The following is a 25,930-nucleotide window of genomic DNA, read 5'->3' on the forward strand; positions in this document are numbered from 1 at the left end:
CTAAGTAGTTGGCCTGCTGTGCCGTGTCAGTGGGTGCGAATTATAGGGAATTCCTCAGTAAGCGCAAGGGTCTTTCTTCATAAAAGTGAAACAATCATGCCAACCGCATGGTTATCAAACGATACGTACAAAAAAGGGGCTAAAAGCCCCTTTTTTACCATTTATATCGCTAGATTAGTTACCAAAAAAGCGCGATTCTTGTTTAGCTTCTATAGCACCATCATTAGTCTCTACTTCAAAGTTGATATGTGTCATCGCTCTGGTGAGATCAACTGGGTCAACAGCGATACTGATCGGAAGTGTTAATACCTCCCCGCCATTTAAAGTCACTTGTTGTGGGCCAATCCATTCATAGTTAGTTAAGCCTGCCACTGTCATATTATAGATATGGGTACTTTCGGTCTTATTAAGGATCTTTAGCGTAAAGGTGTTCTCAATTAAACCTTGGTCAGTTTCTCTAAACAATAGGTTACGGTCACGGATAACATCAATGCGGATCGGAGCAATTGTCGCTGTGGCATATATAAAGACTAAAATCATCACCGATAGAATGACACCGTAGCCAACAAGCTTAGGACGTAAGACTTTCTCTTTTACCCCTTCTAACTTGTTCTCAGTGGTATAACTGATTAAACCTTTGTCGTATCCCATGCGTTGCATCGTGGTATCGCAAGCATCAATACATGCACCACAGTTAATGCACTCGTACTGTAGACCGTTACGTATATCGATACCCGTTGGGCAAACCTGTACACATAAGTCACAATCAATGCAGTCGCCTAAGCCCATCGCTTTATGGTCCGCTTTGCGTGATCTTGGCCCTCGCGTTTCACCGCGCTGAGTATCGTAGCCCACTATATAGGTATTTTTATCAAACATAGCAGCTTGAAAACGGGCATAGGGGCACATATGAATACACATGATCTCGCGCATCCAACCGGCGTTACCGTAAGTCGCAAAGGTAAAGAAGATCACCCAGAAATAGATCCCACCACTGGCACTTAAGCTGAATACTTCTAAGTAGACTTCTCGTGTAGGCACAAAGTAGGAAACAAACGTCATTGCGGTTAATAACGATACCAGCAACCAAGCCGCATGTTTTGCCGTTTTACGCCAAAGCTTATTAAAGCTCCATGGCATCTGATCTAGCTTTATACGTTTATTACGTGCGCCTTCGAGCTTCTCTTCAAACCAAATAAAGATAAAGGTCCAAACTGTTTGGGGGCAGGTATAACCGCACCAAACCCGCCCTAGATAGGTGGTAATAAAGAACAATCCAAAAGCTGCTATCATCAGTAGTGCGGCAAGCAAAGTGAGGTCTTGTGGCCATATAGTTAAGCCGAACACATGAAACTTTTGCTCTGCTAAGTTAAACCATACAGCTTGCCTGTCTCCCCAAGGGATCCAAGGCAACAGTAAAAAGAACAGCATCGCAATCCAACCTAAACGTCGACGCAGTGTGCTCCATAAGCCTTCTACAGCCCTTACATAGATTCGATTTCGAGGATTAAACCTATCCGCTTTACTAGCATCTGGTTGATGGATTTTGATTCTTTCTACTTTTGAAAAATCTTTTTTATTTTGCTCTTCGTTCATTTTGTAGCCTTACAGCTTTAATATTGCTAGAAAACTAGCTTATTATAACGCTTATAATACAAGTTATTCACCTATATAGGACTAATTGATGAAAGGCTGGATTTTAATAGCGTTAATTGGCGGTATCCTTTATTACCTCTATACCGAAACGGACACACTTGATGAACCTGTTGCCGAAGTACAGGCTATTTATCAACAAGCTGAGGACAAACTTGATAGCATGACTGGCACGCAAATGAAGCGTATTGACGCTAAAGTTAATCTCTTAACGACTGATATAACAGAACGACTATCGGTTACAGAGCAACAAGCCCTAAAACTCATTAGCCAGTCACAGGTAAAACTAGATGACTATAAAGAGCGCTATTGTGGCAACGGTGCCGAGAGGCACAGTAGCTTTAGTAAAGAAAACCAAACTTATCTATGCGACAAATTGAATTAGGCAGCGATAGCCTAACCAATAAGCCATTGCGATAGATCTCAGTTCACGCATTAGCGATTAATGTTAATTGACCTGAGATCTGATTCCGCCTAGCCTTTACTCATTACTGTTATATAACGAAATGAAAAGGCTAGCTGCTCATGACTGAAAAAGTATCTGATATTTTTGACCCCGCATTATGGGATGTCGTTCCTGGATTTGATTTCGAAGATATTACCTACCACAGAGCTAAAGCTCAGGGAACCGTTCGCGTTGCGATTAACCGTCCTGATTGCCTGAACTCGTTCCGACCAAAAACGGTAGATGAACTTTACACTGCACTCAATCATGCTCGCCAATGGTCTGATGTAGGCTGCGTGTTAATTACCGGCAACGGCCCATCTGCTAAAGGGCAACACTCTTTCTGTGCTGGCGGTGATCAACGGATCCGCGGCAAAGATGGTTACAAATACGAAGGGGCTGAAGAGGGTACGCCAGATGTCGCTCGAATGGGCCGCCTACATATTCTTGAAGTACAGCGCCTAATACGCTTTATGCCTAAAGTGGTTATCGCGGTTGTACCTGGTTGGGCTGTGGGCGGAGGGCATAGTTTGCACGTGGTCTGTGACTTAACTTTAGCTTCAAAAGAACACGCAGTATTCAAACAGACAGATCCTGATGTTGGTAGCTTTGACTCTGGCTACGGCAGCGCTTATTTAGCCAAGATGATTGGCCAAAAACGTGCTCGAGAAATCTTCTTCCTTGGTTTTAACTACACAGCAGAAGAAGCCTTCGATATGGGTATGGTTAACCGGGCTATTCCTCATGCAGAGCTTGAGACCGAAGCGTTAAACTGGGGGAAAGAGATTAACTCCAAGTCGCCAACGGCTATGCGCATGCTCAAATATGGGTTTAACTTACCTGATGATGGTTTAGTGGGACAACAGCTTTTTGCAGGTGAAGCAACACGTTTGGCTTATGGTACAGCGGAAGCTCAAGAGGGACGTGACGCATTCTTAGAAAAGCGTGATAAAGACTTCTCATCATTTCCATGGCACTACTAATTGACAGATTGAGCAATTAATCAGAGATGATGTAAACCCATCAATACATTAAAGATGTTGATGGGTTTATACCCAAAAAGACTTTCCAATCGAATATTCCTATCAAACTTATCTATATAAATCTCTTTCAATTGCAAATGATAATCGTTATCATTTAGTTAACTTTTAAAGGAGTACCCTCATGACCAAGACTATGACCTTTGCGATTCTTCATTTTAGCGTCGCCTTCACAGTGACTTATTTGCTAACCGGCAGCGTTATCATTGGTGGTGCAATAGCCTTAATAGAGCCCGCTATTAATACCGTAGTGTTCTATTTCCATGAAAAAATCTGGAAAAGTATTGAGTCTAAAAACGCCTTACAAAGCGCCACGGCATAAAGAGTTAGGTTCCAGTGCCACTTTAGTCTTTATCTGAATTGTTCAAACCGAGCTTGTTCGCTAGAGGCGCTATCGCCCCACCTTGGATAAACACAGAGAACAGCACGATAAAGAACACCATATGCACGATTTCGAGCGAACCTGGAACACCCGCTGCGGCAGGAATTAATGCAAATACAATAGGGGTAGCCCCTTTTAAGCCAATGGCCGAAATAAACAATCGCTTCTTCCAGCTCGCTTTTACAAATGGCAGATAACAAAGTTGCACAGCCAATGGCCTTGCAACCAACATCAGCAATATTGCAGGTAATAATGAACTCACAAATACCGCTGCTAGCGACTGCGGGAAGATCTGTAAGCCCAACACAATAAACATCAGTGCTTGAGCTAACCAAGACAAGCTATTAAGGAAGTGTTGATTAACCGATTGCCCACGCTTAATACCATTGCCTATCACTACACCCGCTATATAAGACGCTAATAAGATATTACCGCCGAGCATTTCAGCGCCATAAGTTGCCACCACAAAGCTTGCGAGCACAAAAACAGGGATAAGACCGAACTCGGAAAGATGAATTCGATTAAGTAACGTAACAGCCAGCTTAGCCACCAGCCCACCGACGATTATCGCCACCGATATCTGTGTTACTAATTCAAGCGCAATTTCAGAGGCTATTACCGTTTTACTCGCAGAAAGTGCCATATCGGTTAAGAAAATCACCAGTAACATAGCAACCGGGTCATTAGTTGCAGATTCAAATTCCAATATGGTGTCAGTTTGCTCTTTCAGCTTTAACTTTTTAGATTCTAAGATAGAGAATACGGCGGCGGCATCGGTCGATGACACGATGGCAGCAAATAGCAGGCAGGTGATAAAATCGAAATCAAGCAGCCAATATAAAATGACCGCAAAAAACATCGTGGTAAACAAGACCCCAAAAGAAGCCAATACACCGCCTTCTTTATAGGCCACTTTAATCTTATCAGTTGATGTGTTTATGCCACCAACAAAGACAATAATATTTAGCGCCAGCCCACCAATCCAAGCCGTTTTACCCAAGTCATCATAAACAAAGTTGAACTCACCGTTGCCTAACACTAAGCCCACAGCCATAAAAATAAGCAGTGATGGGATCCCTAATGTTCTTGAAGGGTGATGCAGTAATATTCCGACTAAGATCAAAATAGACATACCAATCATGATCATTTCAGTCGTCATAAAACGTCCTTAAGTAAGTAGAGCTAATGAGAGTGTTAAAACCTAGCGCGTGCGGTGAGCGAAATATAAATCCGCTTTATAACCATTTATGTAGCTTAGTAGACTAAATTGCAATAACCGAATAGGTTGCAATTATCAGCTAATAATTAATGCGGCCAACCGATTACTGTCATAAAAGTTTAACAATAAATTTATCAAGCATTCTTCAACGTTAAATATACTACAAAACACTAGGTTAACCCTTAAATTAAGCTTAACGCTAAGTGAACCCCATGAAGCACACTAGTAAGTTAAGTCACCAAAACCAACTGCAACACATACCAAGCCCTCAAAAGTGGTTTTAAAATAGCATTTAAGAAAAGTCGTCTTAAATGTTACCAATCTAATAAAGTCCCTGCATTTCACTCAAGTAAAGCGCATTTACATTTTCAATTCAGCTTTTACATCAATAAAACACTGTCACCTAACTGTCATATATCTCTGTCTTAATGCAATCGCCTTCAGTGAGGCACTCATTTGGTTTCGTATTTAGACAACTTATAACAGAGTAGGAAAAGTAATGAAAAAAGTTATTAGCTTATTAACCGCTGTCGGTTTGATGGTATCGCCACTGGTTCAAGCTGGCACTGTTACCGTATCGGGTTCAACTTCAGTAGCACACGTAATGGAAGTGCTGGCAGAGAATTACCAAAATACCACGAAGAACAATGTTGAAGTGCAGAGCACAGGATCTTCAGCGGGTATTCGCGCCGCTAAAGATGGCACCAGCATGATAGGCATGTCATCACGCAACGTAAAACAAAGTGAGCTTAGCAGTGACACCAAAAAAGTTGTTATCGCACGCGATGGCATCGCAGCGGCTGTTAACAATGCCAACTTAGTAACAAGTTTAACCCAAGCTCAAATTTCGAAAATCTATCGCGGTGAAATTAAAAACTGGAGTGAAGTTGGCGGCGAGTCACGCCCTATTGTGGTCGTTACTCGTGAAAATGGATCAGGAACTCGCGGGGCTTTCGAAGAGATAATGAAGCTACAACGTAACATCAACGGTCATAAAGTTACCGCTATCACCCCTAGAGCCCAAGTCGGTAATGGCAACGGCATGATCAAGACCATTGTGGCTAACAACCCATATGCCATCGGTTATATCTCATTAGGCAGCGTCGATGACAGCCTACGTGCAATCGATGTTGATGGGGTTGCCGCAACAGATGACAACATTGCCACAGGTGACTATCAAATCGCTCGTCCCTTCATTGTGTTAATGGACAAGAACGCACCGAGTAATGCGCAAGACTTTATTAAATACATCTTGTCTGAAGACGGACAGAACATTGTCGCAAGCGAAGGTTATATCCGCGTTCAATAAGCTTACAAGGTCATAAAAAAAGAGCAGCTTTGCTGCTCTCTGTTTAGTTAATTGATCAGCCGATTATTTATAAGCCGTAAGATATCGAGGCCAAGTGATGAGCACTGCCAGTAAAGCCCGAGCGCAAGGACTGCAACTCGCCCCAGCAAAAAAACATGATTGGAAAGAGCTCTTTTTTCATCTGTTATTTCTAGCCAGTGCCATGATTGGCGTAGTGTCTGTCGCCACCATTGGTTGGTTTGTATTCCAAGAGGGACTGCCTGCGTTTAAAGAAGCTGGCATATTCAACTTGGTTTTTGGTCGTGAATGGTTACCACCAGCCCTTTACGGCATTTTTCCGATGATAGTCTCGACCCTCATATCAACAACGGGCGCAGTAATCATTGGTGTACCCATTGCGATTCTAACAGCGGTCTTCTTAGCGGAGCTCGCTCCTAAATGGTTGGCTGATATTGTACGTCCTGCAGTCGAGCTGTTAGCCGGTATTCCTTCAGTTGTATACGGATTTTTTGGTCTCGTCATTATTGTTCCTGCAATCGAAGTCATCTTTAACATTCCAGCGGGTAACACCATTCTTGCGGGGATCATTGTATTGGCAATCATGATTTTGCCCACTGTAATCACCATCTCAGAAACCTCACTACGCGCGCTACCTCCGGTGTATAAAGAGAGTGCATTAGCGCTTGGCGCATCGCATATTTACAGTATTTTCAAAGTGCTTATACCTGCGGCACGCAGCGGTATATTCACAGGTGTAGCGCTCGGTGTTGCCCGCGCAATTGGCGAGACGATGGCCATTATTATGGTGATGGGTAACGCGCCAGCCATGCCAGGGTCGTTACTTGAGCCCGCAAGAACATTAACGGCCAATATCGCGATGGAGATGTCTTATGCCACAGGCATTCACTCCAGCGCCCTTTACTCAACAGGTATCGTGTTATTGGTGTTCATCGTTTTACTTAACGCTAGTTTGTTATATCTAAACCGTAAGAGGAGCGACTAATGCTTCAAGATAAGCGTATTTTTAATAGAGGCATACAAGACAAATTGCTGTTTGGCGCAATTTGGGCCGCGGCTGCCATCACGATTTTGTTCCTCCTGTGGGTTGTTTGGCACATTTTAAGTAATGGCTTGGCCTATGTTAGCTGGGAGTTCATCACTGGATCCTACACCCGTATTGGTGAAGCCTCAGGTATTTGGGCAATGATAGTATCAACCGTATATATGGTGGGTCTGTCACTCAGCATCGCCGCGCCTATCGGCATTATGACGGCCATATACCTAACCGAATATGCAGCTCCGGGCAGTAAAGTGGTTAAAACCATTCGTTTCTGTACTGAATCACTTGCTGGGATCCCATCCATCGTTTATGGCTTATTTGGTATGACTTTCTTCGTCACAACCTTAGGGCTGGGCTTCTCTATTCTTTCAGGCTCCTTAACACTGGCTATGTTGATATTACCTGTGATTATCCGAACCACAGAAGAAGCACTACTCGCGGTACCTATGAGCTACCGTGAAGGCGGTTATGCCCTTGGCAGCTCAAAAATCTACACTATCTGGCGCCTTATTCTCCCCAGTGCTCTACCCGGTATTGTCACCGCAGTGATCTTAAGCACAGGTCGAGTCATCGGTGAGTCTGCTCCGGTATTTTTAACGGCGGGAATGGTAACGCAAATACCCGAATCGGTTCTTGATTCGGGCCGTACCTTAACTGTTCACCTCTATAAGCTCACGCAAGAACTCTTTACCCAACATGAGTGGGATCAGGCTTATGCCACCGCAACAGTGCTGATTGTATTAGTGCTGCTGCTCAATATGACCACCAAATTCATTGCTACACGTCTAAGCAAATCTTAAAAGGCTATCCCTATGAATAAGCTAGAAGTGAACAACTTAAACCTATTTTACGGCGATAACCATGCGCTAAAAAATATCTCAATGGCAATACCATCACGCCAAGTGACCGCACTTATTGGTCCCTCTGGCTGCGGAAAATCAACACTGCTTCGTACTCTCAATCGCATGAATGACTTGGTCGCAGGCGTGAAGATTGACGGTGATGTGATGTTTGAGGGAAACAATATCTATAAAGATGTTGATGTAAAACAGCTTAGAATGCGCGTGGGTATGGTTTTTCAAAAGCCTAACCCATTTCCAATGAGCATTTTTGAGAATGTCGCTTTTGGACTAAAAGCCCAAGGTGTCAGAGATAAACGAGTTTTAGCTGAAGCAGTAGAGGAATCGCTTCGTAGCGCGGCCCTTTGGGATGAAGTCAAAGACAGGCTCGACTCACCAGGCCAAGGCTTATCTGGAGGTCAGCAACAAAGACTGTGTATTGCCCGTGCCATAGCAATGAAGCCAGAAGTGATCTTGATGGATGAACCCACCAGCGCCCTTGACCCTATTGCAACTCATAAAATTGAAGAGTTAATGGATGAACTGCGTAAAAAATTCACCATAGTGATAGTGACCCATTCTATGAACCAAGCAAAACGCATCTCAGATAAAACCGCTTTCTTCTGGATGGGTGAGTTGGTCGAACACGGTGAAACAAGCCAGATATTTAATCATCCGCTAGACAAACGTACTCAGGGTTATGTCAGCGGAGAGTTTGGTTAAGCTCGTATCTTAAATTTAGACGCCCATTTTCTTACGTGGGCGCACCAATTCTTCGCTTTATCCCCACTGAACAGATTATTTATCATTAGATAAGGATCTACTTAACGTACTAAAAAGCTAACACTTGATAAATTAAACCATTATTGTAAATTCTGTCATTCCGCTTGTGACCAACGTCAGCAAGCACTTCTTTTCAGCCAAAAGTTGATATCGACAGAGTCAACACAGTGTTTTTAGGGTGTATATGCAGGTCGAAATCTATAACAATAAATCACTTTGTTCAGAAACCAAGCACCTTTCTCAAGCATTACTTATCTTACTCTCTAAAGGGCTACCTCTAGATCAACTCCCGCAAGTAAAGGAGTCTATATTGGCAGGCAACGAGTTCGAATTTAAGAACTCTTATATTATTCGCCTATATAAGAAGCCCCTTAAACCGTAAAAATGAGTACAAAAGGTAATCTACAAAAACACATCCCCCTCTAACGGATTAACTTTTGCCGAGTGACTTGTTTAAATTTTGTTAATAAGTTAGCTTCGAGTTATGGGTTAATCATATACAGGGGTTAGAACTTATATGGAAAGAATCAGAGAAGCTCAAGAACACTTAAAAAGTGAGTTCGAAATCTATAATAATGCGGCAGCTAAAAAGCTCCCTCCTCTCGATATTGATTGCCCGGAAAAACTCGAAACCATGCTTGAGTTTGTCACTCGACGAGAGTCATTAAAACAAGCTAAAAAACTCAGCTCGCCACCCGCAGGAAAACTCAAAGCAGCAATCGCTGATACCTTGTTACTGCTGGATAATTTCGATATAAAAATAGCAAAAGAGAAAGGAGCTGCTGAGAAGTAGTTCAAAGCGTTTTTATCTGCATTAAAAAAGCCTCCTAAATTTAGGAGGCTTTTTTTGTTTATGAGTATTTAATCGGGCTTACTCTACGGTGACGGACTTAGCCAAGTTACGCGGCTGGTCAACGTCAGTCCCTTTGATCAATGCCACATGATATGACAATAACTGCAAAGGAATAGTGTAGATAAGCGGTGCCATAAACTCATCACAATGAGGCACAGGGATCACCTTCATAGTATCGTCTGACTCAAACTCAGCGTCTTTATCGGCAAAGACATACATTAAACCGCCACGAGCACGGACCTCTTCAACGTTAGACTTTAGCTTTTCAAGTAGCTCGTTGTTAGGTGCAACGACGATAACGGGCATATCAGCATCAATCAGCGCAAGAGGACCATGTTTAAGTTCACCCGATGCATACGCTTCAGCGTGAATATAAGAGATCTCTTTCAGCTTTAGCGCACCTTCCATCGCAATCGGGTATTGATCGCCGCGACCTAAGAATAGTGCATGGTGCTTATCTGCAAAATCTTCAGCCAGTTCCGCAATCGCATCATCTAAACTTAATGCTTGTTCGACTTTAGCCGGCATCGATTGCAAGCTTTGCGTAATATTAGCTTCCATCTCTGCTGACATACCATTATGGCGGCCAATCACGGTGGTTAGCATTAACAATCCTGCGAGCTGCACCGTAAACGCTTTAGTGGATGCAACACCAATTTCAACGCCCGCTTTCATCATGTAAGCCATATCGGACTCACGTACTAACGATGAACCGGCTGCATTACAGATAGTCAGTGTGGCTTTGTAGCCCATCTCTTTGGCTAAACGCATTGCCGCTAATGTGTCAGCGGTTTCACCAGACTGTGAAATAGTCACTAATAAACTATTCGGGAACAAATGCGATTTACGGTAACGGAATTCAGAAGCAATTTCGACGTTACAAGAAACGCCCGCCCAATCTTCTAACCAATAACGCGCCGCCATACCCGCATGGTAGCTGGTACCACAGGCGATGATCTGTACGTGCTTAATATCTTTTAAGAATTCAGCGGCATTTTCACCAAATGCTGAATCTAGAACTTTACCACCTGCAATGCGGCCTTCAAGCGTATGGGCAATTGCTGTTGGCTGCTCATAGATCTCTTTTAGCATGTAATGACGATATTCACCTTTATCACCCGCATCATGGGTAACTTCAGACTCTTTCATTTCACGCTCAACGGCGTTGCCATCAACATCAAAGATATTAACTTCACGACGAGTCACCTCAGCAACATCACCCTCTTCAAGGAACGCAAACGAGCGAGTAACAGGCAGTAACGCTAGCTGATCAGAAGCGACAAAGTTTTCGCCTAAGCCATAACCAATAACCAATGGGCTGCCACTGCGTGCCACAACCATGCGCTGGCTGTCACGGCGGTCGATAACCACTGTACCGTAAGCGCCTTCTAACTGTTTAACTGTTACTTGAACCGCAGCAAGTAAAGTGTCATGAGTTTTAAGTTCATGATGAACCAAGTGACAAATAACTTCGGTGTCGGTGTCAGATGCAAAGGTATAACCTAAGCCTTTAAGCATGACGCGCAGTTTATTGTGATTTTCGATAATACCGTTATGGACCACGGCAATATCACCTTCTGACTCATGTGGATGCGCATTACGTTCACTCGGCTCACCATGAGTAGCCCAGCGCGTATGAGCAATACCAGTACCGCCAGTCAACGGCTGCTCTTCAAGTGCTGATGATAATTCCTGCACTTTACCTACTCGACGAGTACGGCTTAATTCACCATTATGAAGTACAGCAACACCTGCTGAGTCATAACCGCGGTATTCAAGTCGTCTTAATCCTTCAACTAGAATTTCTGCAACATCCCTTTGCGCTACTGCGCCAACTATTCCACACATTTTGATTACCTAGACTCTCTAACGAAGAGTTAATTTGAGATTAAAAACTAAAAATTGAATTTAAAAATGGATAACCTCAGTTACCCCACATACGGCGCAAGAATGACTCGCACCCCATGCTTTGAAATACTCTCAACCGCCTCAGTAGGTAGCTTGTCATCAGATACAAGCACACTAATATTGCTCCAAGGCAGTTCTAAATTTGGGATACGTCGACCCAGTTTTTCAGATTCGAGCATCACGATCACTTCGCGTGAGACTTCAGCCATCACCTTACTCAGGCCGGTTAACTCATTGAAAGTGGTTGTGCCACGTTCAAGGTCAATACCATCGGCTCCAATGAACAGTTGGTCAAAATTATAGGAGCGTAAAACCTGTTCCGCTATTTGGCCTTGAAATGATTCCGAATGCGGATCCCAAGTCCCGCCAGTCATTAATAGCGTAGGCTCATTCTCGAGATCATGTATCGCATTGGCCAGAGTGAGAGAGTTAGTCATGACTAACAATCCACGCTTAGCATTTAACTGCGCAATTAAGCCTGAAGTTGTACTGCCGCTATCGATGATAATGCGGTTATGATCTCTTATCAGTTCAGCTGCAACCCTAGCGATAGATAGCTTATTCGGTGCGATTTTGGCACTAAATTGCTGAGTCACTTCATCAGGTACGGCTACCGCGCCGCCATAACGCCGAAGCAAGAGGCCTGTCTTTTCTAACGTGCCGAGATCTTTACGAATGGTGACTTCAGAAGTTTCAAAACGTAAGGATAACTCTTCAACACTCACCTCGCCTTGCTCATTAAGCAGGCTAATAATGCTGTGACGTCGTTGTTGAGTGTTACGTTTATTCATAATTTAGTATTTAAGTTTCGTTTCGAAAGGTGGATTATAGACAAACGAAACTTAAAAGCCAGTTTTGAAACTTATAAAACCTATATAAGCTGAATTTTAGTCAAAAAAAAGCCCCTATCTTTCGATAGGAGCTTTTTGTTATAAAAGAGCTTAGAACTTAGCTTCTAATGCCAAGCTAAAGTTACGACCTTCACCCACTGTGACATCAGTGTTAGTACCACCCGCTAGATAATCAACATCGAATAGATTTTTCACGTTCATACGAACACTGACATCGCTACCCATTATATCCATGGTATATGCCGCGCCCATATCGAAACGAACATAACCGTCTTTACTGATGGTATTGCTGGTATTAGCAAAACGCTCACCCACATAGATAGCACCAAAGTTAAGTGCTAGTGCTTCTGTCATCTCATAACGCGTCCATACGTTGGCAGACCACTCTGGTGCATCAACAGGTGTCAAACCATCTAAGCTATCTCGATCATTTGCGCTAGTTATATATTCAGCATCAAGATACATCATTGAGCCGGTCATAAACCACTTCTCACTCACTTGACCTTGAGCACCCATTTCAAAACCTTTATGGCGTTGCTCACCTTGTTGAGTCGTTTTGTAGATATTGCCATCTTCATCTGGCGTTTCTAGCTCTTGCTGCACGGTAACGTTTGAAACGGTAATATCAAATATGGCACCGGTTAATAGCAAGCTGCCATCAAACAGTTCCCACTTGGTGCCGATCTCGTATTGCTCGCCATACTCTGGGTCAAGGTTCATACGATTGTTAACATCATCTTCATTGTTCACAATCCCTTGTGGAGTGAAGCTCTTAGAGTAGTTTACATAGATACTGCCATTTTCAGCGGGTGAATAGATAACACCAAACTTTGGTGAAACGGCGTAACTGTTACCACCGTCGCCATCTTTCTTTTGTTCGTCATAACGCACACCAGCAAGGGCTTGCCATTCATCGTTAATCGTCACGAGATCTTGAACATAGAAACCATAATGCTTATAGCTACTCTCGTATAACGTTTCATCGCGATTATAATCAAGATCAGGCTTAGGTAACGGCTGACCCGGCACTACAGGGATCATATTTTTATCTTTTGGATCCGCTGATACGTAGCTTTCTTTTAACTGACCATAATAGTAATCAAGCATGTTGGCACCAATAAGTAATTGATGCTCAACATCACCAGTGTATAAATTACCAGTGAAATCGATATAACCCGTTTTATGCTGCCAATCATCATAGCGATCGAATGGCTTAATATTGTATCCGTCAGTCATTGCTGTTTCAGAATACTGAGGTGAAGAATCTAAACGCTGACGATTAAACTGTTGATCGTTAAAGCCCGCTTTAACTTGCCACTCATCACTTAGATGGTAAGTTAAGTCAGCCCCCATATTAGAGATGGTATTATCGGTGAACGCCCACGGCTGATCCCAAATAATGTCACTGCCACCAATCAAATCCCCGCTGCTATCTAACCAACCACCACGGTCGATGCCAGTCTTGTCTTGAGTATGGTCATACTTAACTGACAGTAGTAAATCATCAGTGATATCAAACTCAAGGTTTAGATAGCCTAACCAACGATCACGTTCCTGATTAGTGCCATCTTGGTATTCACGCCAGTATTGCGTGTCTTGCTTAACAAGCACGGTGCGATAGCGAATCGTTTCTGATTCATTCAAGCTACCACCGGCATCAAGCTGAAAACGGGTAGAACCATGTTCATCAGTATCAAAACCAATATCTAGCATAGTGTCATATGTCGGCTTTTTGCTAACCATATTGATCAAACCACCAGGGCCAGATTGACCATAGAGCATACTTGAAGGGCCTTTCAACACTTCAACTTGTTGCAAGGTTTCAATAGGCTGTACGTAGTGAGACCATTGCTGTTGACCGTTGATCAAATAACCTGAACCTGACGACAACTCAAAACCACGGATGCTAAATACTTGGCGATTCCATTTTTCACTGCCTCCCGTCACACTAGAATCGTTAACCAGTACTTCACCTAGGTTCGTCGCTAACTGCTCATCGGTAACAAAATCTGGAATAACGGTTACCGATTGCGGAGTGTCAAGAATATCGATATCACCACGCATTGCACCTGAAGATGAGCCCACTTTATAGTCGTTAAAACTACGTCCAGTAACCGTAATACGCTCGATGTTGCTCTCTACAACAACGTTAGATTCTGCTGTAACTTCTTCAGCAAAAGTCGTTGATGATGCTAAAGCAGCAACAACGGCAAGACCGATACGAGAAAACTTAAAAGACATAGCCAACCCCAAAAATGAAACCTAAATGTAATAATTGGGCGTAATATAAATGAGAATTGTTTTTATTTAAGTTTCTTTACACTCCTTTACAAAGGTAAGTGACACTCATCAAGCAAAGGTCAAAAAACAAGCAAAGGCAAACAAAGTGCACAACATAAGTAACCAAGCGTTACAGTGGTTTAAACCAATGACTAGGTGGAGAGACCTATAGCGTTTAACGAAGTAAAGAGGATTTTAGGATGCAGATGCTAAGTAAAAAGCGACCATGAAGGTCGCTTTTTGGCAGGAGATGTTTAGTTACTTCTTCGAGCGTTTTACCGGTCGTGCCCAACCCGATATATGACGCTGCTTAACACGGGTGATAACAAGCTCATCAGCAGCAACATCTTTGGTAATGGTAGAACCAGCACCCAGTGTTGCGCCTTTACCAATCGTCACCGGTGCAATAAGTTGGGTATCGCTGCCAACAAAGACGTTATCTTCGATAACCGTTAAGAACTTATTAGCGCCATCATAATTACAAGTAATGGTACCTGCACCAATATTGACACCACTGCCTATCTGCGCATCACCGATATAAGCTAAGTGACCCGCTTTAGACCCTTTACCTAATACGGCTTTCTTGATCTCCACGAAATTACCTACATGGGCATCTTCTTTTAGTTCAGCACCTGGGCGTAAACGAGCAAAAGGCCCCGCACTAGCACTAACACCTACTTTGGCATTCTCGATAATAGAATAAGGTTTAATAACCGCATTATCACTAATTTCACAATCAATAAGAATGGCACCAGCACCAATAGTGACGTTATTCCCAATAGTCACTTTGCCTTCGATAATCACGTTGATATCAATCATCACATCCATACCAACAGTAACATCACCACGGATATCAATGCGGGCAGGATCACGCAGGTTAGCGCCTTCAAGCATGAGTTTTTCAGCAGCACGTACTTGGTAAGCACGTTCTAGTTGTGCCAACTGCACGCGGTTATTAGCACCTTCAACTTCTACCGCAGATTCAGGCTGAGCGGTCGTAATTGCCACGCCGTCTTTATGTGCCATAGCAACAATATCAGTGAGATAGTATTCACCCTGTGCATTGTCTGATGACAATTGACTCAACCAAGATTTAAGTTGCTTACCGGGAGCAGCCATAATGCCGGTATTGATCTCATTGATAGCTAACTGTTCTGTAGTAGCATCTTTCTGCTCAATAATGCCAACCACTTTATCTGCTTCGCGTACGATGCGACCATATCCCATTGGATTGGGTAGGTTAACGGTCAGAATAGCTAGACCACCGTCTTCTCGCGCTGCGAGCAAGGAATCAAGCGTAGCGGCTTGTATTAATGGCACGTCACCGTAAAGGATTAACACAGTGTCATCATCAGCTATATTGTCATTGGCCTGTGCAACAGCGTGACCAGTACCCAATTGCTCAGCTTGTAAAATCCAATTAAGTTGTTGTTCGCCAAGCTTAGCTTGTAGCTTATCCGCACCATAGCCATAAACAAGCTGAATAGCGTCACTGCCAACGTCATGAGCGGTATCAATCACATGTTGAACCATACTCTTATGAGCAATTGGGTGAAGAACTTTGGGAAGATCTGAGCGCATGCGGGTTCCCTTGCCTGCGGCCAAAATCACTACGTTCAGTGCCATGTAAAAATCCTTGAGATAATACCTAACGGTAAGAAGTAAAGAAGAGGTCTATTTTATGGGCTGATTTTAAGCTATTAGGGCATTAAAAGCGACTCTACCGTAAAGACTGCAACGATTAAAAGGTCAGCGTTTTATCAGCCATTAACACCCACTGAGCAAGATCATCCATAGTCGCCACTTCACAGCCATCAATCACCGTTAACTCAGTTAATCCACGAGCATGCATACATGAACCACAAAACTTAACTTCCGTTTTTTGTGCAATGATAATCTCAAGCATTTGCTGAATGTTATAACCTTCGGCTGGATTCTGTTTTGGCAGTACTGCTGTAATAGCATCTGATAACAAAAACAGACTCACCTTCGCAGTTGGACTCTCTTGCTCATTGAGTTGTATCGCCAAACGCAGTGCGTTAAAAAGCTTCTCTGAACCATAAGGGGCATCATTGACGATGATTAGAACGTGTTGCATAGATAGATTCTCTAGCATTAATAATAATCACCAGAGGGTAGCATTCAAACAGGAGAGAGGGTTTTACTTAGATCACGTTCTAATATTATCAGATATGAGACGGCATAAATGCCGACCTACAACGAAGGTTCTAGCCTTCGTTTCGATTTTTTATTTTTTTATATGCTCTGATCTTTTCGTTTTTTCCGAGAGTGAGCTTGCGAGCGTTCCGTTATCCGTCAGCGAAGCGTTCGCCTTTCCTAGGACCTTTATTAGCTTTTCCTAGAACCTGCTTTTAACCTTTTTTAAAAACAAAAAAGGCGCCCTTAGGCGCCTTTTTTCATCAAACAATAACCTTATCTGGCAATGTTTTTCTTGATGGTTTCAACAACGCGCAATTGAGCCATAGCCTGAGCTAGTTCAATCGCAGCGGCTGCATAGTTGAAGTCAGCGCCAGCATCTGCCATAGCAGATTCTGCACGACGCTTGGCTTCTTCAGCAGCCTTTTCGTCAATTTCATCGGCACGCAATACCACGTCAGCCAATACTGAAACAGAAAAAGGTTGAACTTCCAGGATACCACCCGAAAGATAAAACACCTCTTCTTTCCCATCTTGCTTGACGATGCGTGCCATGCCAGGTTTGATATGTGTCAGTAGTGGCGCGTGACCAGGCATAACGCCTAGATCACCTTCTGAACCAGTCACTTGTAGATGTGCTACAAGGCCAGAATAGATGCTACTTTCTGCACTTACTATATCAAGTTGTACTGTCATGGCTGCCATCAGTTCTCCTTAAACTAGTGTTCTGCACCAATGTTTTCACATCAGTACAGAATACTCAGTTATTTTTTGTTAGCTTTCTCAACGGCTTCGTCGATTGAACCAACCATGTAGAACGCTTGCTCTGGAAGGCTGTCAAACTCACCCGCTAGAATGCCCTTAAAGCCACGAATAGTGTCTTTAAGAGAAACGTACTTACCTGGAGAACCAGTGAATACTTCAGCTACGAAGAAAGGCTGAGAAAGATATTTTTCAATCTTACGAGCACGAGATACGGTTGTCTTATCTTCATCAGATAATTCATCCATACCAAGAATCGCAATAATATCTTTCAGCTCTTTATAGCGCTGAAGTACAGTCTGCACACCGTTAGCAACATCATAATGCTCTTGACCAACAACCAAAGGATCTAATTGACGTGAAGTCGAGTCCAATGGGTCAACCGCTGGGTAAATACCCATAGAAGCGATATTACGTGACAATACAACAGTCGCATCTAAGTGAGCGAAGGTTGTTGCTGGTGATGGATCCGTTAAATCATCCGCAGGTACGTAAACGGCTTGAACAGAGGTAATAGACCCTGTTTTAGTCGATGTAATACGCTCCTGAAGTACACCCATCTCTTCAGCCAATGTTGGCTGGTAACCTACTGCTGATGGCATACGGCCTAGCAGTGCAGATACTTCAGTACCTGCCAAGGTGTAACGATAGATGTTATCAACAAAGAAAAGAACATCTTTTCCTTCGTCACGGAATCTTTCGGCCATAGTCAGACCAGTAAGTGCCACACGTAGACGGTTTCCTGGAGGCTCGTTCATCTGACCATAAACCATGGCCACTTTGTCGAGAACACCAGAATCTTTCATCTCGTAGTAGAAATCGTTACCCTCACGAGTACGCTCACCTACACCAGCGAAAACTGATAAACCTGAGTGTGCTTTAGCGATGTTGTTAATAAGTTCCATCATGTTGACGGTCTTACCTACACCAGCACCACCAAACAAGCCAACTTTACCACCTTTAGCAAACGGACAAACAAGGTCAATAACCTTGATACCCGTCTCTAAAAGTTCAGTAGAGCTTGATTGATCTTCGTATGAAGGAGCTTCACGGTGGATCACATAGCGATCTTCTTCACCGATTTCACCACATTCATCAATAGGCTCGCCCAATACATTCATAATACGGCCAAGGGTTTTATCCCCAACCGGAACAGAAATTGGTGAACCAGAGTTTACGACCTCAAGACCACGACGCAGACCATCTGAAGTACCCATAGCGATGGTACGAACTACACCACCACCAAGTTGTTGCTGAACTTCCAGCACCAAGCCTTCACTTTCGATCTTTAGAGCGTCATATATCTGAGGTACGGCATCTTGTGGAAACTCAACGTCCACAACCGCGCCAATGACTTGGACAACAGTACCTGTGCTCATGATAAATCCTCTAAAACTTGTATTCGTTACCTAGCCTAAACGGCTGCAGCGCCAGCAACAATTTCCGACAGCTCTTGCGTAATCGCAGCCTGACGAGCCTTGTTGTAAACTAACTGCAAGTCACTAATAAGATCACCAGCATTGTCGGTTGCAGACTTCATAGCAACCATACGGGCTGCTTGTTCAGACGCAATATTCTCAACAACACCTTGGTAAACTTGCGACTCCACATAACGAACCAATAAAGTATCCAAAAGTTCTTTTGGATCTGGCTCGTATAGGTAGTCCCAATGATGAGAAATCTCATCCTCTTCTGACTTTGGCAAAGGTAGCAGCTGCTCGATCACCGGCGTTTGGGACATAGTATTAACGAATTTGTTAAACACTACATACAAACGGTCCAGCTTGCCTTCGTTGTATTCTTCTAGCATCACACGTACTGTTCCGATCAGGTCAGCGAGCTTTGGAGCGTCGCCTAAACCAGATGCATGAGCAGGTACTATTCCGCCAAAATTAGTGAAGAACTGTACGCTACGAGCGCCGATTGGGCAGAATTCAACTTCTACACCAGCTGCACGTTGCTTCTTCACGTCTGCGACAACCTTTTTGAAAAGGTTAACGTTCAGACCACCACAAAGACCACGGTCGGTTGACACCACAATGTAACCAACACGCTTAGCCTCTCTCACCTCTAGATAGGGGTGTTTATACTCGAGAGAACCTTGCGCTACGTGACCGATCACCTTACGCATATTTTCTGCATATGGACGGCTTGCGGCCATGCGTTCCTGCGCTCTGCGCATTTTGCTGGCGGCAACCATTTCCATAGCAGACGTGATCTTCTGAGTGTTTTGAACACTCGCGATCTTGGTTTTAATCTCTTTAGCGTTGGCCATCTTAACTCTCCAATCTGGACCTGAGGTGCCTTACGACACCTCTTTCGATTACCAGGTTTGGGTTTCGACGAACTTGTCCAAGCTAGCCTTTAACTCACCTTCAATATCGGCATTATAGTTGCCAGTATCGTTAATGGTCTTCATAAGGTCAGCATGTTCGCTGTTCATGAAAGAGAGCAAAGACGCTTCGAAATCACCAATCTTATTAAGCTCAACGCTCTTTAAGTAACCTTTTTCAGCTGCGAAAATAGACACAGACTGATCAGCGATACTCATAGGGGCATATTGCTTTTGCTTCATAAGTTCAGTAACACGCTCACCATGCTCAAGCTGAGCACGTGTTGCATCATCTAAGTCAGATGCAAACTGTGAGAACGCTGCAAGCTCTCGATACTGTGCAAGTGCGCTACGAATACCGCCTGACAGTTTCTTGATGATCTTAGTCTGAGCCGCACCACCTACACGAGAAACAGAAATACCAGGGTTAACAGCAGGACGTAGTCCAGAGTTAAATAGGTCTGTTTCAAGGAAGATCTGACCATCAGTAATCGAAATTACGTTAGTCGGTACGAATGCAGATACGTCACCCGCTTGAGTTTCGATAATCGGCAATGCTGTCAAAGAACCAGTTTGGCCTTTAACTTCGCCTTTAGTGAACTTCTCAACATACTCAGCGTTAACACGTGAAGCACGTTCTAACAGACGAGAGTGAAGATAGAATACATCACCTGGGTATGCTTCACGTCCTGGTGGACGCTTAAGTAGCAATGAGATCTGACGGTAAGCAACTGCTTGCTTAGAAAGATCATCATAGACAATAAGTGCATCTTCACCGCGGTCGCGGAAATACTCACCCATTGAACAACCAGAGTATGGAGCCAAATATTGTAGAGCAGCAGCTTCAGAAGCTGTAGCAACAACAACAATGGTGTTCGCCAAAGCGCCATGTTCTTCTAGCTTGCGTACCACGTTAGCAATTGTAGAAGCCTTTTGGCCTACAGCTACGTATACACACTTAATGCCAGTATTTTTTTGATTAATAATTGAATCGATCGCTAGAGCGGTTTTACCGATCTGACGGTCACCAATAATTAATTCACGTTGTCCACGACCGATTGGGATCATAGAGTCAACGGCTTTATAACCAGTTTGCACTGGTTGGTCTACTGACTGACGTTCAATAACACCTGGTGCGATAACTTCAACAGGAGAGAAACCATCGTTGTCGATAGGTCCTTTTCCGTCGATTGGCTCACCCAATGTGTTGACTACGCGGCCTAATAGACCACGGCCAACTGGGACTTCCAAAATGCGACCAGTTGTTTTAACTTTATCGCCTTCTGCCAAAGTGGCATAAGGACCCATTACTACGGCACCGACAGAATCGCGTTCTAAGTTCAACGCGATTGCGAAACGGTTACCAGGCAGCTCGATCATTTCACCTTGCATCACATCGGCTAGGCCGTGGATGCGGATGATGCCGTCACTTACTGCAACGATTGTACCTTCGTTGCGAGCTTCACTAACGACTTCGAACTGCTCGATCCGCTGTTTAATCAGATCGCTGATTTCAGTGGAATTCAGTTGCATGCTCAAACTCCCAATTACGACTGCAGCGTATCAGACAGACGCGAAATTTTTCCGCGGACCGAGCCATCAATGACTAAGTCTCCTGCCGTGATAATTACGCCAGCAATAAGGCTGGCATCTATGCTGCAATTCAGCTTAACTTTGCGTGCTAGACGTTTCTCTAAAGAAGCGCTCATGGCCTGTTGTTGCTCAGAGGTTAGCTCTGTAGCTGAAACGACGAACGCTTCAACTTCTTTCGCATGCTCATGTTGCATCTCAACAAATAGTTGAGCAACAGCTGGTAGCACTACTAAACGACCGTTTTCAGCCATTACCTTTAACAGATTATGAGCTTGCTCATTGACCTGCTCACCACAAACTCCAATAAAGAGTTCTGCAAGCTGGTTACTGGCTAAAGAGCCAGCCAATAGAGTCTGCATAGTTTCGTTTTCACTAACTTGTGCGGCAAAATTAAGCATTTCTGCCCAATTCTCTATTGCATCTTTTTCAAGAGCAAATTCAAAAGCTGCCTTTGCGTAAGGACGAGCGATGGTGGTTTGTTCAGCCATAACTCCAACTCCTTATTTAAAGTTCAGCAACAAGTTTATTAACTATGTCACTGTGGGCGGCTTCATCAATCGAACGTTCAAGAATTTTTTCAGCGCCGGCAATAGCCAGTACAGCGACTTGCTTACGCAGGTCTTCTTTTACGCGATTACGTTCAGCTTCAATTTCTGCATAACCTTGCGCGATAATCTTAGCGCGCTCAGTATCAGCTTCGGCTTTAGCTTCATCAACGATTTGAGCTTTACGCTTATTAGCTTGCTCAATAATTTCGTTAGCAGTCGCTTTTGCATCTTTGAGTTGATCAGTGGCTTTCGCCTGTGCCAACTCAAGGTCTTTCACGGCACGGTCAGCATCAGCTAAACCGTCGGCAATCCTTTTTTGACGTTCTTCGATGGCATTCATCAAAGGAGGCCAAACAAACTTCATGCAAAACCACACGAAGAGTAAAAAGGCAACCGTCTGACCGAGTAGGGTAGCGTTGATATTCACAACAGCCTCCTATTAAGTTTAAAGACAGAAGCGTTTATTAAAGCATTGCACCAAGAGGGTTAGTAAAGAGCATAAATAATGCAATACCAACACCGATCATAGTTACGGCGTCTAAAAGACCCGCTACGATGAACATTTTAACTTGTAGCATAGGAGCCATTTCTGGTTGACGCGCAGCGCCTTCCAAGAACTTACCACCTAGTAGGCCGAAACCGATAGCAGTACCTAATGCACCCATACCAATCAACAGAGCAACAGCAATAGCTGTCATGCCTAATACAGTTTCCATCTCTATCTCCAATATTCTAAATCGTTGTTATTAATGATTTAGTTTAAAAATTTACAGCTTTCCTTAATGATCTTCATGCGCCATGCTTAAGTAAACAACGGTCAACATCATGAAGATAAACGCCTGTAAAGTGATAACCATAATATGGAAAATTAACCAACCTAGCTGTAATGTTACACCTAGAGTAGATAATGCCCAGTTAGCACCGTACATCAACGCAATAAGGATGAAAATCAACTCACCCGCATACAAGTTACCAAACAAACGCAGTGCCAATGAAATTGGCTTAGCGATCAAAGTAACTGTTTCTAGCAGAAAGTTGACGGGTATCATTGCCCAATGGTTAAAAGGCTGCATGGTCAGTTCTTTAACAAACCCTGAAATACCCTTGACCTTAATGCTGTAATAAATAATCAGCACAAACACACCTAAAGCCATACTAAAGGTAATGTTTAAGTCAGTCGTTGGTACAACTTTCATGTAAGGGATACCAGCAGCAAGTGCTAGTGATGGGATCCAGTCAACTGGAACCATATCCATGAAGTTCATCATGAATACCCATACAAAAATCGTTAATGCCAACGGAGCAATAACAGGATTGCGGCCATGGAAGGTTTCCTTAACGCTACTGTCAACGAACTCAACTATCATCTCGACAAAACACTGAAGTTTGCCGGGAACACCGGTAGTTGCTTTCTTGCCAACGCTACGGAATAGCCACAAGAACAAAACACCAAGCCCAACCGAAAAGAACAATGAATCAATGTGCCATGTCCAGAAGCCTTCGCCAACACTTAGGTTGGTAAGGTGGTGCTGGATATAGCCCTGCGGTGTTAACGCTTCACCAGTTGCAGCCATGATTCATCCCACTTAACTTTGCTTGAAATATAAAGGAGCTGTCCAATGCATCACTAACGCCAGGGTGTAACATACAAAAAGAGGCATAAAACCAATTTCTATATTGATAAACACAAACGAAAACATTGCTATGGTTAACAGCATCTTTACCGCTTCCCCCCAGTAAAAAGTCTTAACAACTTTAGCTGCGGAGCTTGCTCCCGTATGGGAAAAAGCGAGGGTTGCGAATACAAAATTAGGGAGTACAGCAATAGCACCACCTGCTAATGCAGATATACCATACTGAGCTCCCCACATGGCGAAAAAGAAAACAGAAACACTTCCAGCCACCGCCGCCTGTATCAAAACTAATTTATAGGCTGACCAACGGCCACGACGTGCTAAAACCTTGCTCAATTTATCTTCTCCGCATTATAACTTCCTGTTTCGATGACCGGACGACATATATCCGTATAAACCCGAGGTACAAAAAGCTTGCGAAAGTATACCGTTTCAGTGTTTCAAAGCAAGTTTAACCGTTAGAAAAAGGAGACTTTTAGCGTGATCTACGCCAAAAGTCTAAAAGTGGAGGATTAACAGATGTCACAAAATTACATAATATTGTCGTAACGTCGGTTTTTTAGCGGATTTTACTGATAATACCCTCTAATTCAGCCAAATTTTGATAGTTAATTACCATTTTCCCTTTACCTTTCTTATTATGGGTAAGAGAAACCTTGGCACCTAGTCTTTCAATTAATTGGCTCTCTAGACGGACTACATCGTGATCTTTAGGTGCTTTTTCGACGATTTCAGTTTGATTTAAGGTTTGGTTAACTAATCGTTCGGTTTCGCGAACAGTCAATTCTTTAGAAACGACTAATCGAGCCAAATTTGTCTGCTCGTCACCTTCAATAGCCAACAAAGCACGACCATGGCCCATATCAATATCGCCATACTCCAACATACGCTTAACATGCTCATTGAGACCGTTTAAACGCAGTAAATTGGATACTGTGGCACGTGACTTTCCTACAGCATCAGCAATTTGTTGATGTGTAAGATTGAACTCTTCAATCAAACGATTTAATGCAATAGCTTCTTCCATCGCATTCAAATCTTCACGTTGAATATTTTCAATCAAGGCTATCGCGACTGCAGCTTCGTCAGCGACTTGTTTAACAATACAGGGTATCTTTGCCAGCCCAGCAAGCTGCGAAGCGCGCCAGCGACGTTCACCCGCTATAATTTCAAAGTTTTCAACAGAGACTTTGCGTACCACAATCGGTTGGATAATCCCTTGAGCACGAATTGACTCAGCAAGTTCTTCAAGCGCTTCGGCCGACATGTCTTTTCGAGGCTGATACTTGCCAGGTTGAAGCCTATCAATGTCTAAGGTGATCAGATCATTATTTTTAATATCTTGCTCACCTTCAAACGTTTTAGGTTCAAGTCGCTTGCTGGCGGCATGGCTAGTACTCAATAAAGCATCAAGCCCTTTGCCTAAACCTCTTTTCTTCACTGTCATTTCTCTTCCTTAATCCTGCTCAGCCAGTTCCAATTGCTCTGCTCGGCGAATAATTTCACCAGCCAATGCGAGATAGGCTTTTGCTCCTGCGCTCGATTTATCGTAATACATTGCTGGGGCACCAAAACTAGGCGCTTCAGCAAGACGCACATTTCTTGGGATCACAGTGCGATAAACTTTATCACCAAAATGCTGTTTTAGTTGATCGGATACATCGTTAGACAAACGGTTACGAGGATCGTACATGGTCCGTAAAATCCCTTCGATGTGCAATCCATTGTTTACCATAGAGCCTAACTTAGTGATGGTATCCATCAACGCGGTTAAGCCTTCTAATGCGTAATACTCACACTGCATAGGGACCAATACAGAATCAGCCGCAGACATGGCATTAACGGTCAGCATGTTGAGTGAAGGCGGGCAGTCGATAAAGATATAATCGTAATCATCTTTAATCGGCGCAATAGCATTACGCAAGCGAACTTCTCTGGCGAAAAACTCCATCAGCTTAATTTCAGCGGCAGTGACATCGCCATTGCCTGCAATAAGATCATATTTTCCGCTAGTGTTTCGGCAAACAACTTCTTCGAATGACTTCTCTTCAACCAATAATTCATAGGCGGTGTTTTCGACGGTATATTTATCGATACCACTGCCCATGGTTGCGTTACCTTGCGGATCGAGATCGATCAGCAGCACACGACGTTTAGTTGCAGCTAGAGAAGCCGCTAAATTAACACAAGTTGTTGTCTTTCCGACGCCACCTTTTTGGTTGGCTACGGCAATCACTTTACCCACAATATCACCCTGTAAGTCACTGTTATTGTATTCCGGC

26 protein-coding genes are annotated in these 25,930 nt (G+C 43.5%); 8 read left to right on the forward strand and 18 right to left on the reverse strand.

The window, feature by feature from the left end; all coding sequences use genetic code 11:
* Positions 1 to 174: 174 nt before the first annotated feature.
* Positions 175 to 1,596, reverse strand: a complete 1,422-nt coding sequence (ccoG, locus tag CXF83_RS00925) for a cytochrome c oxidase accessory protein CcoG (RefSeq protein ID WP_101089506.1) — start codon at positions 1,594 to 1,596, stop codon at positions 175 to 177.
* A gap of 88 nt (positions 1,597 to 1,684) precedes the next feature.
* Here ccoG and CXF83_RS00930 point away from each other — a divergent pair, with 88 nt between their 5' ends.
* The 3 genes from CXF83_RS00930 (at position 1,685) to CXF83_RS00940 (ending at position 3,460) form a co-directional block, all read left to right on the forward strand.
* Positions 1,685 to 2,038 (forward strand): hypothetical protein, encoded by a 354-nt coding sequence (locus CXF83_RS00930; RefSeq protein WP_101089507.1) that lies wholly within the window; start codon positions 1,685 to 1,687, stop codon positions 2,036 to 2,038.
* Between the two features lie 140 nt (positions 2,039 to 2,178).
* Entirely contained in the window at positions 2,179 to 3,081 is a 903-nt protein-coding gene (locus CXF83_RS00935) for a 1,4-dihydroxy-2-naphthoyl-CoA synthase (RefSeq protein WP_101089508.1), read from the forward strand.
* Between the two features lie 181 nt (positions 3,082 to 3,262).
* Positions 3,263 to 3,460, forward strand: coding sequence for a DUF2061 domain-containing protein (locus tag CXF83_RS00940; RefSeq protein ID WP_101089509.1), 198 nt, complete (start codon positions 3,263 to 3,265; stop codon positions 3,458 to 3,460).
* Positions 3,461 to 3,482: 22 nt separating this feature from the next.
* On the opposite strand, the gene CXF83_RS00945 is transcribed toward CXF83_RS00940, so the two are convergent.
* Positions 3,483 to 4,679 (reverse strand): potassium/proton antiporter, encoded by a 1,197-nt coding sequence (locus CXF83_RS00945; RefSeq protein ID WP_101089510.1) that lies wholly within the window; start codon positions 4,677 to 4,679, stop codon positions 3,483 to 3,485.
* A 559-nt stretch (positions 4,680 to 5,238) separates the two neighbouring features.
* On the opposite strand from CXF83_RS00945, the gene CXF83_RS00950 reads away from it, so the two are divergent.
* From CXF83_RS00950 to CXF83_RS00975, 5 genes are all read left to right on the forward strand, one after another.
* Positions 5,239 to 6,048 carry a phosphate ABC transporter substrate-binding protein gene (locus CXF83_RS00950; RefSeq protein ID WP_101089511.1) on the forward strand — a complete coding sequence of 270 codons (810 nt, stop codon included), beginning with the start codon at positions 5,239 to 5,241 and terminating at the stop codon, positions 6,046 to 6,048.
* A gap of 97 nt (positions 6,049 to 6,145) precedes the next feature.
* A complete protein-coding gene (gene pstC, locus CXF83_RS00955; RefSeq protein WP_101089512.1) occupies positions 6,146 to 7,051 on the forward strand; it encodes a phosphate ABC transporter permease subunit PstC in 906 nt (301 codons plus the stop codon).
* Positions 7,051 to 7,908, forward strand: coding sequence for a phosphate ABC transporter permease PstA (pstA, locus tag CXF83_RS00960; RefSeq protein WP_101089513.1), 858 nt, complete (start codon positions 7,051 to 7,053; stop codon positions 7,906 to 7,908). The genes pstC and pstA overlap by 1 nt, the downstream gene beginning before the upstream one ends.
* A 12-nt stretch (positions 7,909 to 7,920) precedes the next feature.
* On the forward strand, positions 7,921 to 8,670 hold the full coding sequence (gene pstB / locus CXF83_RS00965) for a phosphate ABC transporter ATP-binding protein PstB (RefSeq protein ID WP_101089514.1): 750 nt from the start codon (positions 7,921 to 7,923) through the stop codon (positions 8,668 to 8,670).
* A gap of 577 nt (positions 8,671 to 9,247) precedes the next feature.
* The gene (locus CXF83_RS00975; protein ID WP_101089516.1) at positions 9,248 to 9,523 is read left to right on the forward strand and encodes a hypothetical protein; all 276 of its coding nucleotides are present in this window, start codon (positions 9,248 to 9,250) and stop codon (positions 9,521 to 9,523) included.
* Between the two features lie 78 nt (positions 9,524 to 9,601).
* Here the strand turns inward: CXF83_RS00975 and glmS are convergent, their stop codons facing one another.
* The 16 genes from glmS to CXF83_RS01055 form a co-directional block, all read right to left on the reverse strand.
* The gene (glmS, locus tag CXF83_RS00980; RefSeq protein ID WP_101089517.1) at positions 9,602 to 11,431 is read right to left on the reverse strand and encodes a glutamine--fructose-6-phosphate transaminase (isomerizing); all 1,830 of its coding nucleotides are present in this window, start codon (positions 11,429 to 11,431) and stop codon (positions 9,602 to 9,604) included.
* Between the two features lie 80 nt (positions 11,432 to 11,511).
* Positions 11,512 to 12,282 (reverse strand): DeoR/GlpR family DNA-binding transcription regulator, encoded by a 771-nt coding sequence (locus CXF83_RS00985; RefSeq protein ID WP_101089518.1) that lies wholly within the window; start codon positions 12,280 to 12,282, stop codon positions 11,512 to 11,514.
* Between the two features lie 150 nt (positions 12,283 to 12,432).
* Positions 12,433 to 14,583: a TonB-dependent siderophore receptor gene (locus tag CXF83_RS00990; protein WP_198553499.1), complete on the reverse strand. Its 2,151-nt coding sequence runs from the start codon at positions 14,581 to 14,583 to the stop codon at positions 12,433 to 12,435.
* 297 nt (positions 14,584 to 14,880) lie between these two features.
* Complete coding sequence (glmU, locus tag CXF83_RS00995; RefSeq protein ID WP_101089520.1) at positions 14,881 to 16,248, reverse strand: bifunctional UDP-N-acetylglucosamine diphosphorylase/glucosamine-1-phosphate N-acetyltransferase GlmU; 1,368 nt, start codon at positions 16,246 to 16,248, stop codon at positions 14,881 to 14,883.
* 115 nt (positions 16,249 to 16,363) lie between these two features.
* Complete coding sequence (locus CXF83_RS01000) at positions 16,364 to 16,720, reverse strand: DsrE/DsrF/TusD sulfur relay family protein (protein WP_101089521.1); 357 nt, start codon at positions 16,718 to 16,720, stop codon at positions 16,364 to 16,366.
* A gap of 335 nt (positions 16,721 to 17,055) precedes the next feature.
* A complete protein-coding gene (locus CXF83_RS01005) occupies positions 17,056 to 17,484 on the reverse strand; it encodes a F0F1 ATP synthase subunit epsilon (protein ID WP_101089522.1) in 429 nt (142 codons plus the stop codon).
* Positions 17,485 to 17,543: 59 nt separating this feature from the next.
* A complete protein-coding gene (gene atpD, locus CXF83_RS01010; protein WP_101089523.1) occupies positions 17,544 to 18,920 on the reverse strand; it encodes a F0F1 ATP synthase subunit beta in 1,377 nt (458 codons plus the stop codon).
* A 35-nt stretch (positions 18,921 to 18,955) separates the two neighbouring features.
* Complete coding sequence (gene atpG / locus CXF83_RS01015; RefSeq protein ID WP_101089524.1) at positions 18,956 to 19,816, reverse strand: F0F1 ATP synthase subunit gamma; 861 nt, start codon at positions 19,814 to 19,816, stop codon at positions 18,956 to 18,958.
* Positions 19,817 to 19,864: 48 nt separating this feature from the next.
* The gene (gene atpA / locus CXF83_RS01020) at positions 19,865 to 21,406 is read right to left on the reverse strand and encodes a F0F1 ATP synthase subunit alpha (protein WP_101089525.1); all 1,542 of its coding nucleotides are present in this window, start codon (positions 21,404 to 21,406) and stop codon (positions 19,865 to 19,867) included.
* A 14-nt stretch (positions 21,407 to 21,420) separates the two neighbouring features.
* The gene (gene atpH, locus CXF83_RS01025; protein WP_101089526.1) at positions 21,421 to 21,954 is read right to left on the reverse strand and encodes a F0F1 ATP synthase subunit delta; all 534 of its coding nucleotides are present in this window, start codon (positions 21,952 to 21,954) and stop codon (positions 21,421 to 21,423) included.
* Between the two features lie 16 nt (positions 21,955 to 21,970).
* Positions 21,971 to 22,441, reverse strand: coding sequence for a F0F1 ATP synthase subunit B (gene atpF, locus CXF83_RS01030; RefSeq protein WP_101089527.1), 471 nt, complete (start codon positions 22,439 to 22,441; stop codon positions 21,971 to 21,973).
* A 37-nt stretch (positions 22,442 to 22,478) separates the two neighbouring features.
* Positions 22,479 to 22,730, reverse strand: coding sequence for a F0F1 ATP synthase subunit C (atpE, locus tag CXF83_RS01035; protein WP_011639455.1), 252 nt, complete (start codon positions 22,728 to 22,730; stop codon positions 22,479 to 22,481).
* A gap of 63 nt (positions 22,731 to 22,793) precedes the next feature.
* Complete coding sequence (atpB, locus tag CXF83_RS01040; protein WP_101089528.1) at positions 22,794 to 23,588, reverse strand: F0F1 ATP synthase subunit A; 795 nt, start codon at positions 23,586 to 23,588, stop codon at positions 22,794 to 22,796.
* A 12-nt stretch (positions 23,589 to 23,600) separates the two neighbouring features.
* The gene (locus tag CXF83_RS01045) at positions 23,601 to 23,984 is read right to left on the reverse strand and encodes an ATP synthase subunit I (RefSeq protein ID WP_101089529.1); all 384 of its coding nucleotides are present in this window, start codon (positions 23,982 to 23,984) and stop codon (positions 23,601 to 23,603) included.
* 223 nt (positions 23,985 to 24,207) lie between these two features.
* A complete protein-coding gene (locus CXF83_RS01050; protein WP_101089530.1) occupies positions 24,208 to 25,095 on the reverse strand; it encodes a ParB/RepB/Spo0J family partition protein in 888 nt (295 codons plus the stop codon).
* A 9-nt stretch (positions 25,096 to 25,104) separates the two neighbouring features.
* Positions 25,105 to 25,893, reverse strand: a complete 789-nt coding sequence (locus CXF83_RS01055) for a ParA family protein (RefSeq protein WP_101089531.1) — start codon at positions 25,891 to 25,893, stop codon at positions 25,105 to 25,107.
* Between the last annotated feature and the right edge of the window lie 37 nt (positions 25,894 to 25,930).

The organism is Shewanella sp. Choline-02u-19, assembly GCF_002836205.1.
Classification (GTDB): Bacteria; Pseudomonadota; Gammaproteobacteria; order Enterobacterales; family Shewanellaceae; genus Shewanella.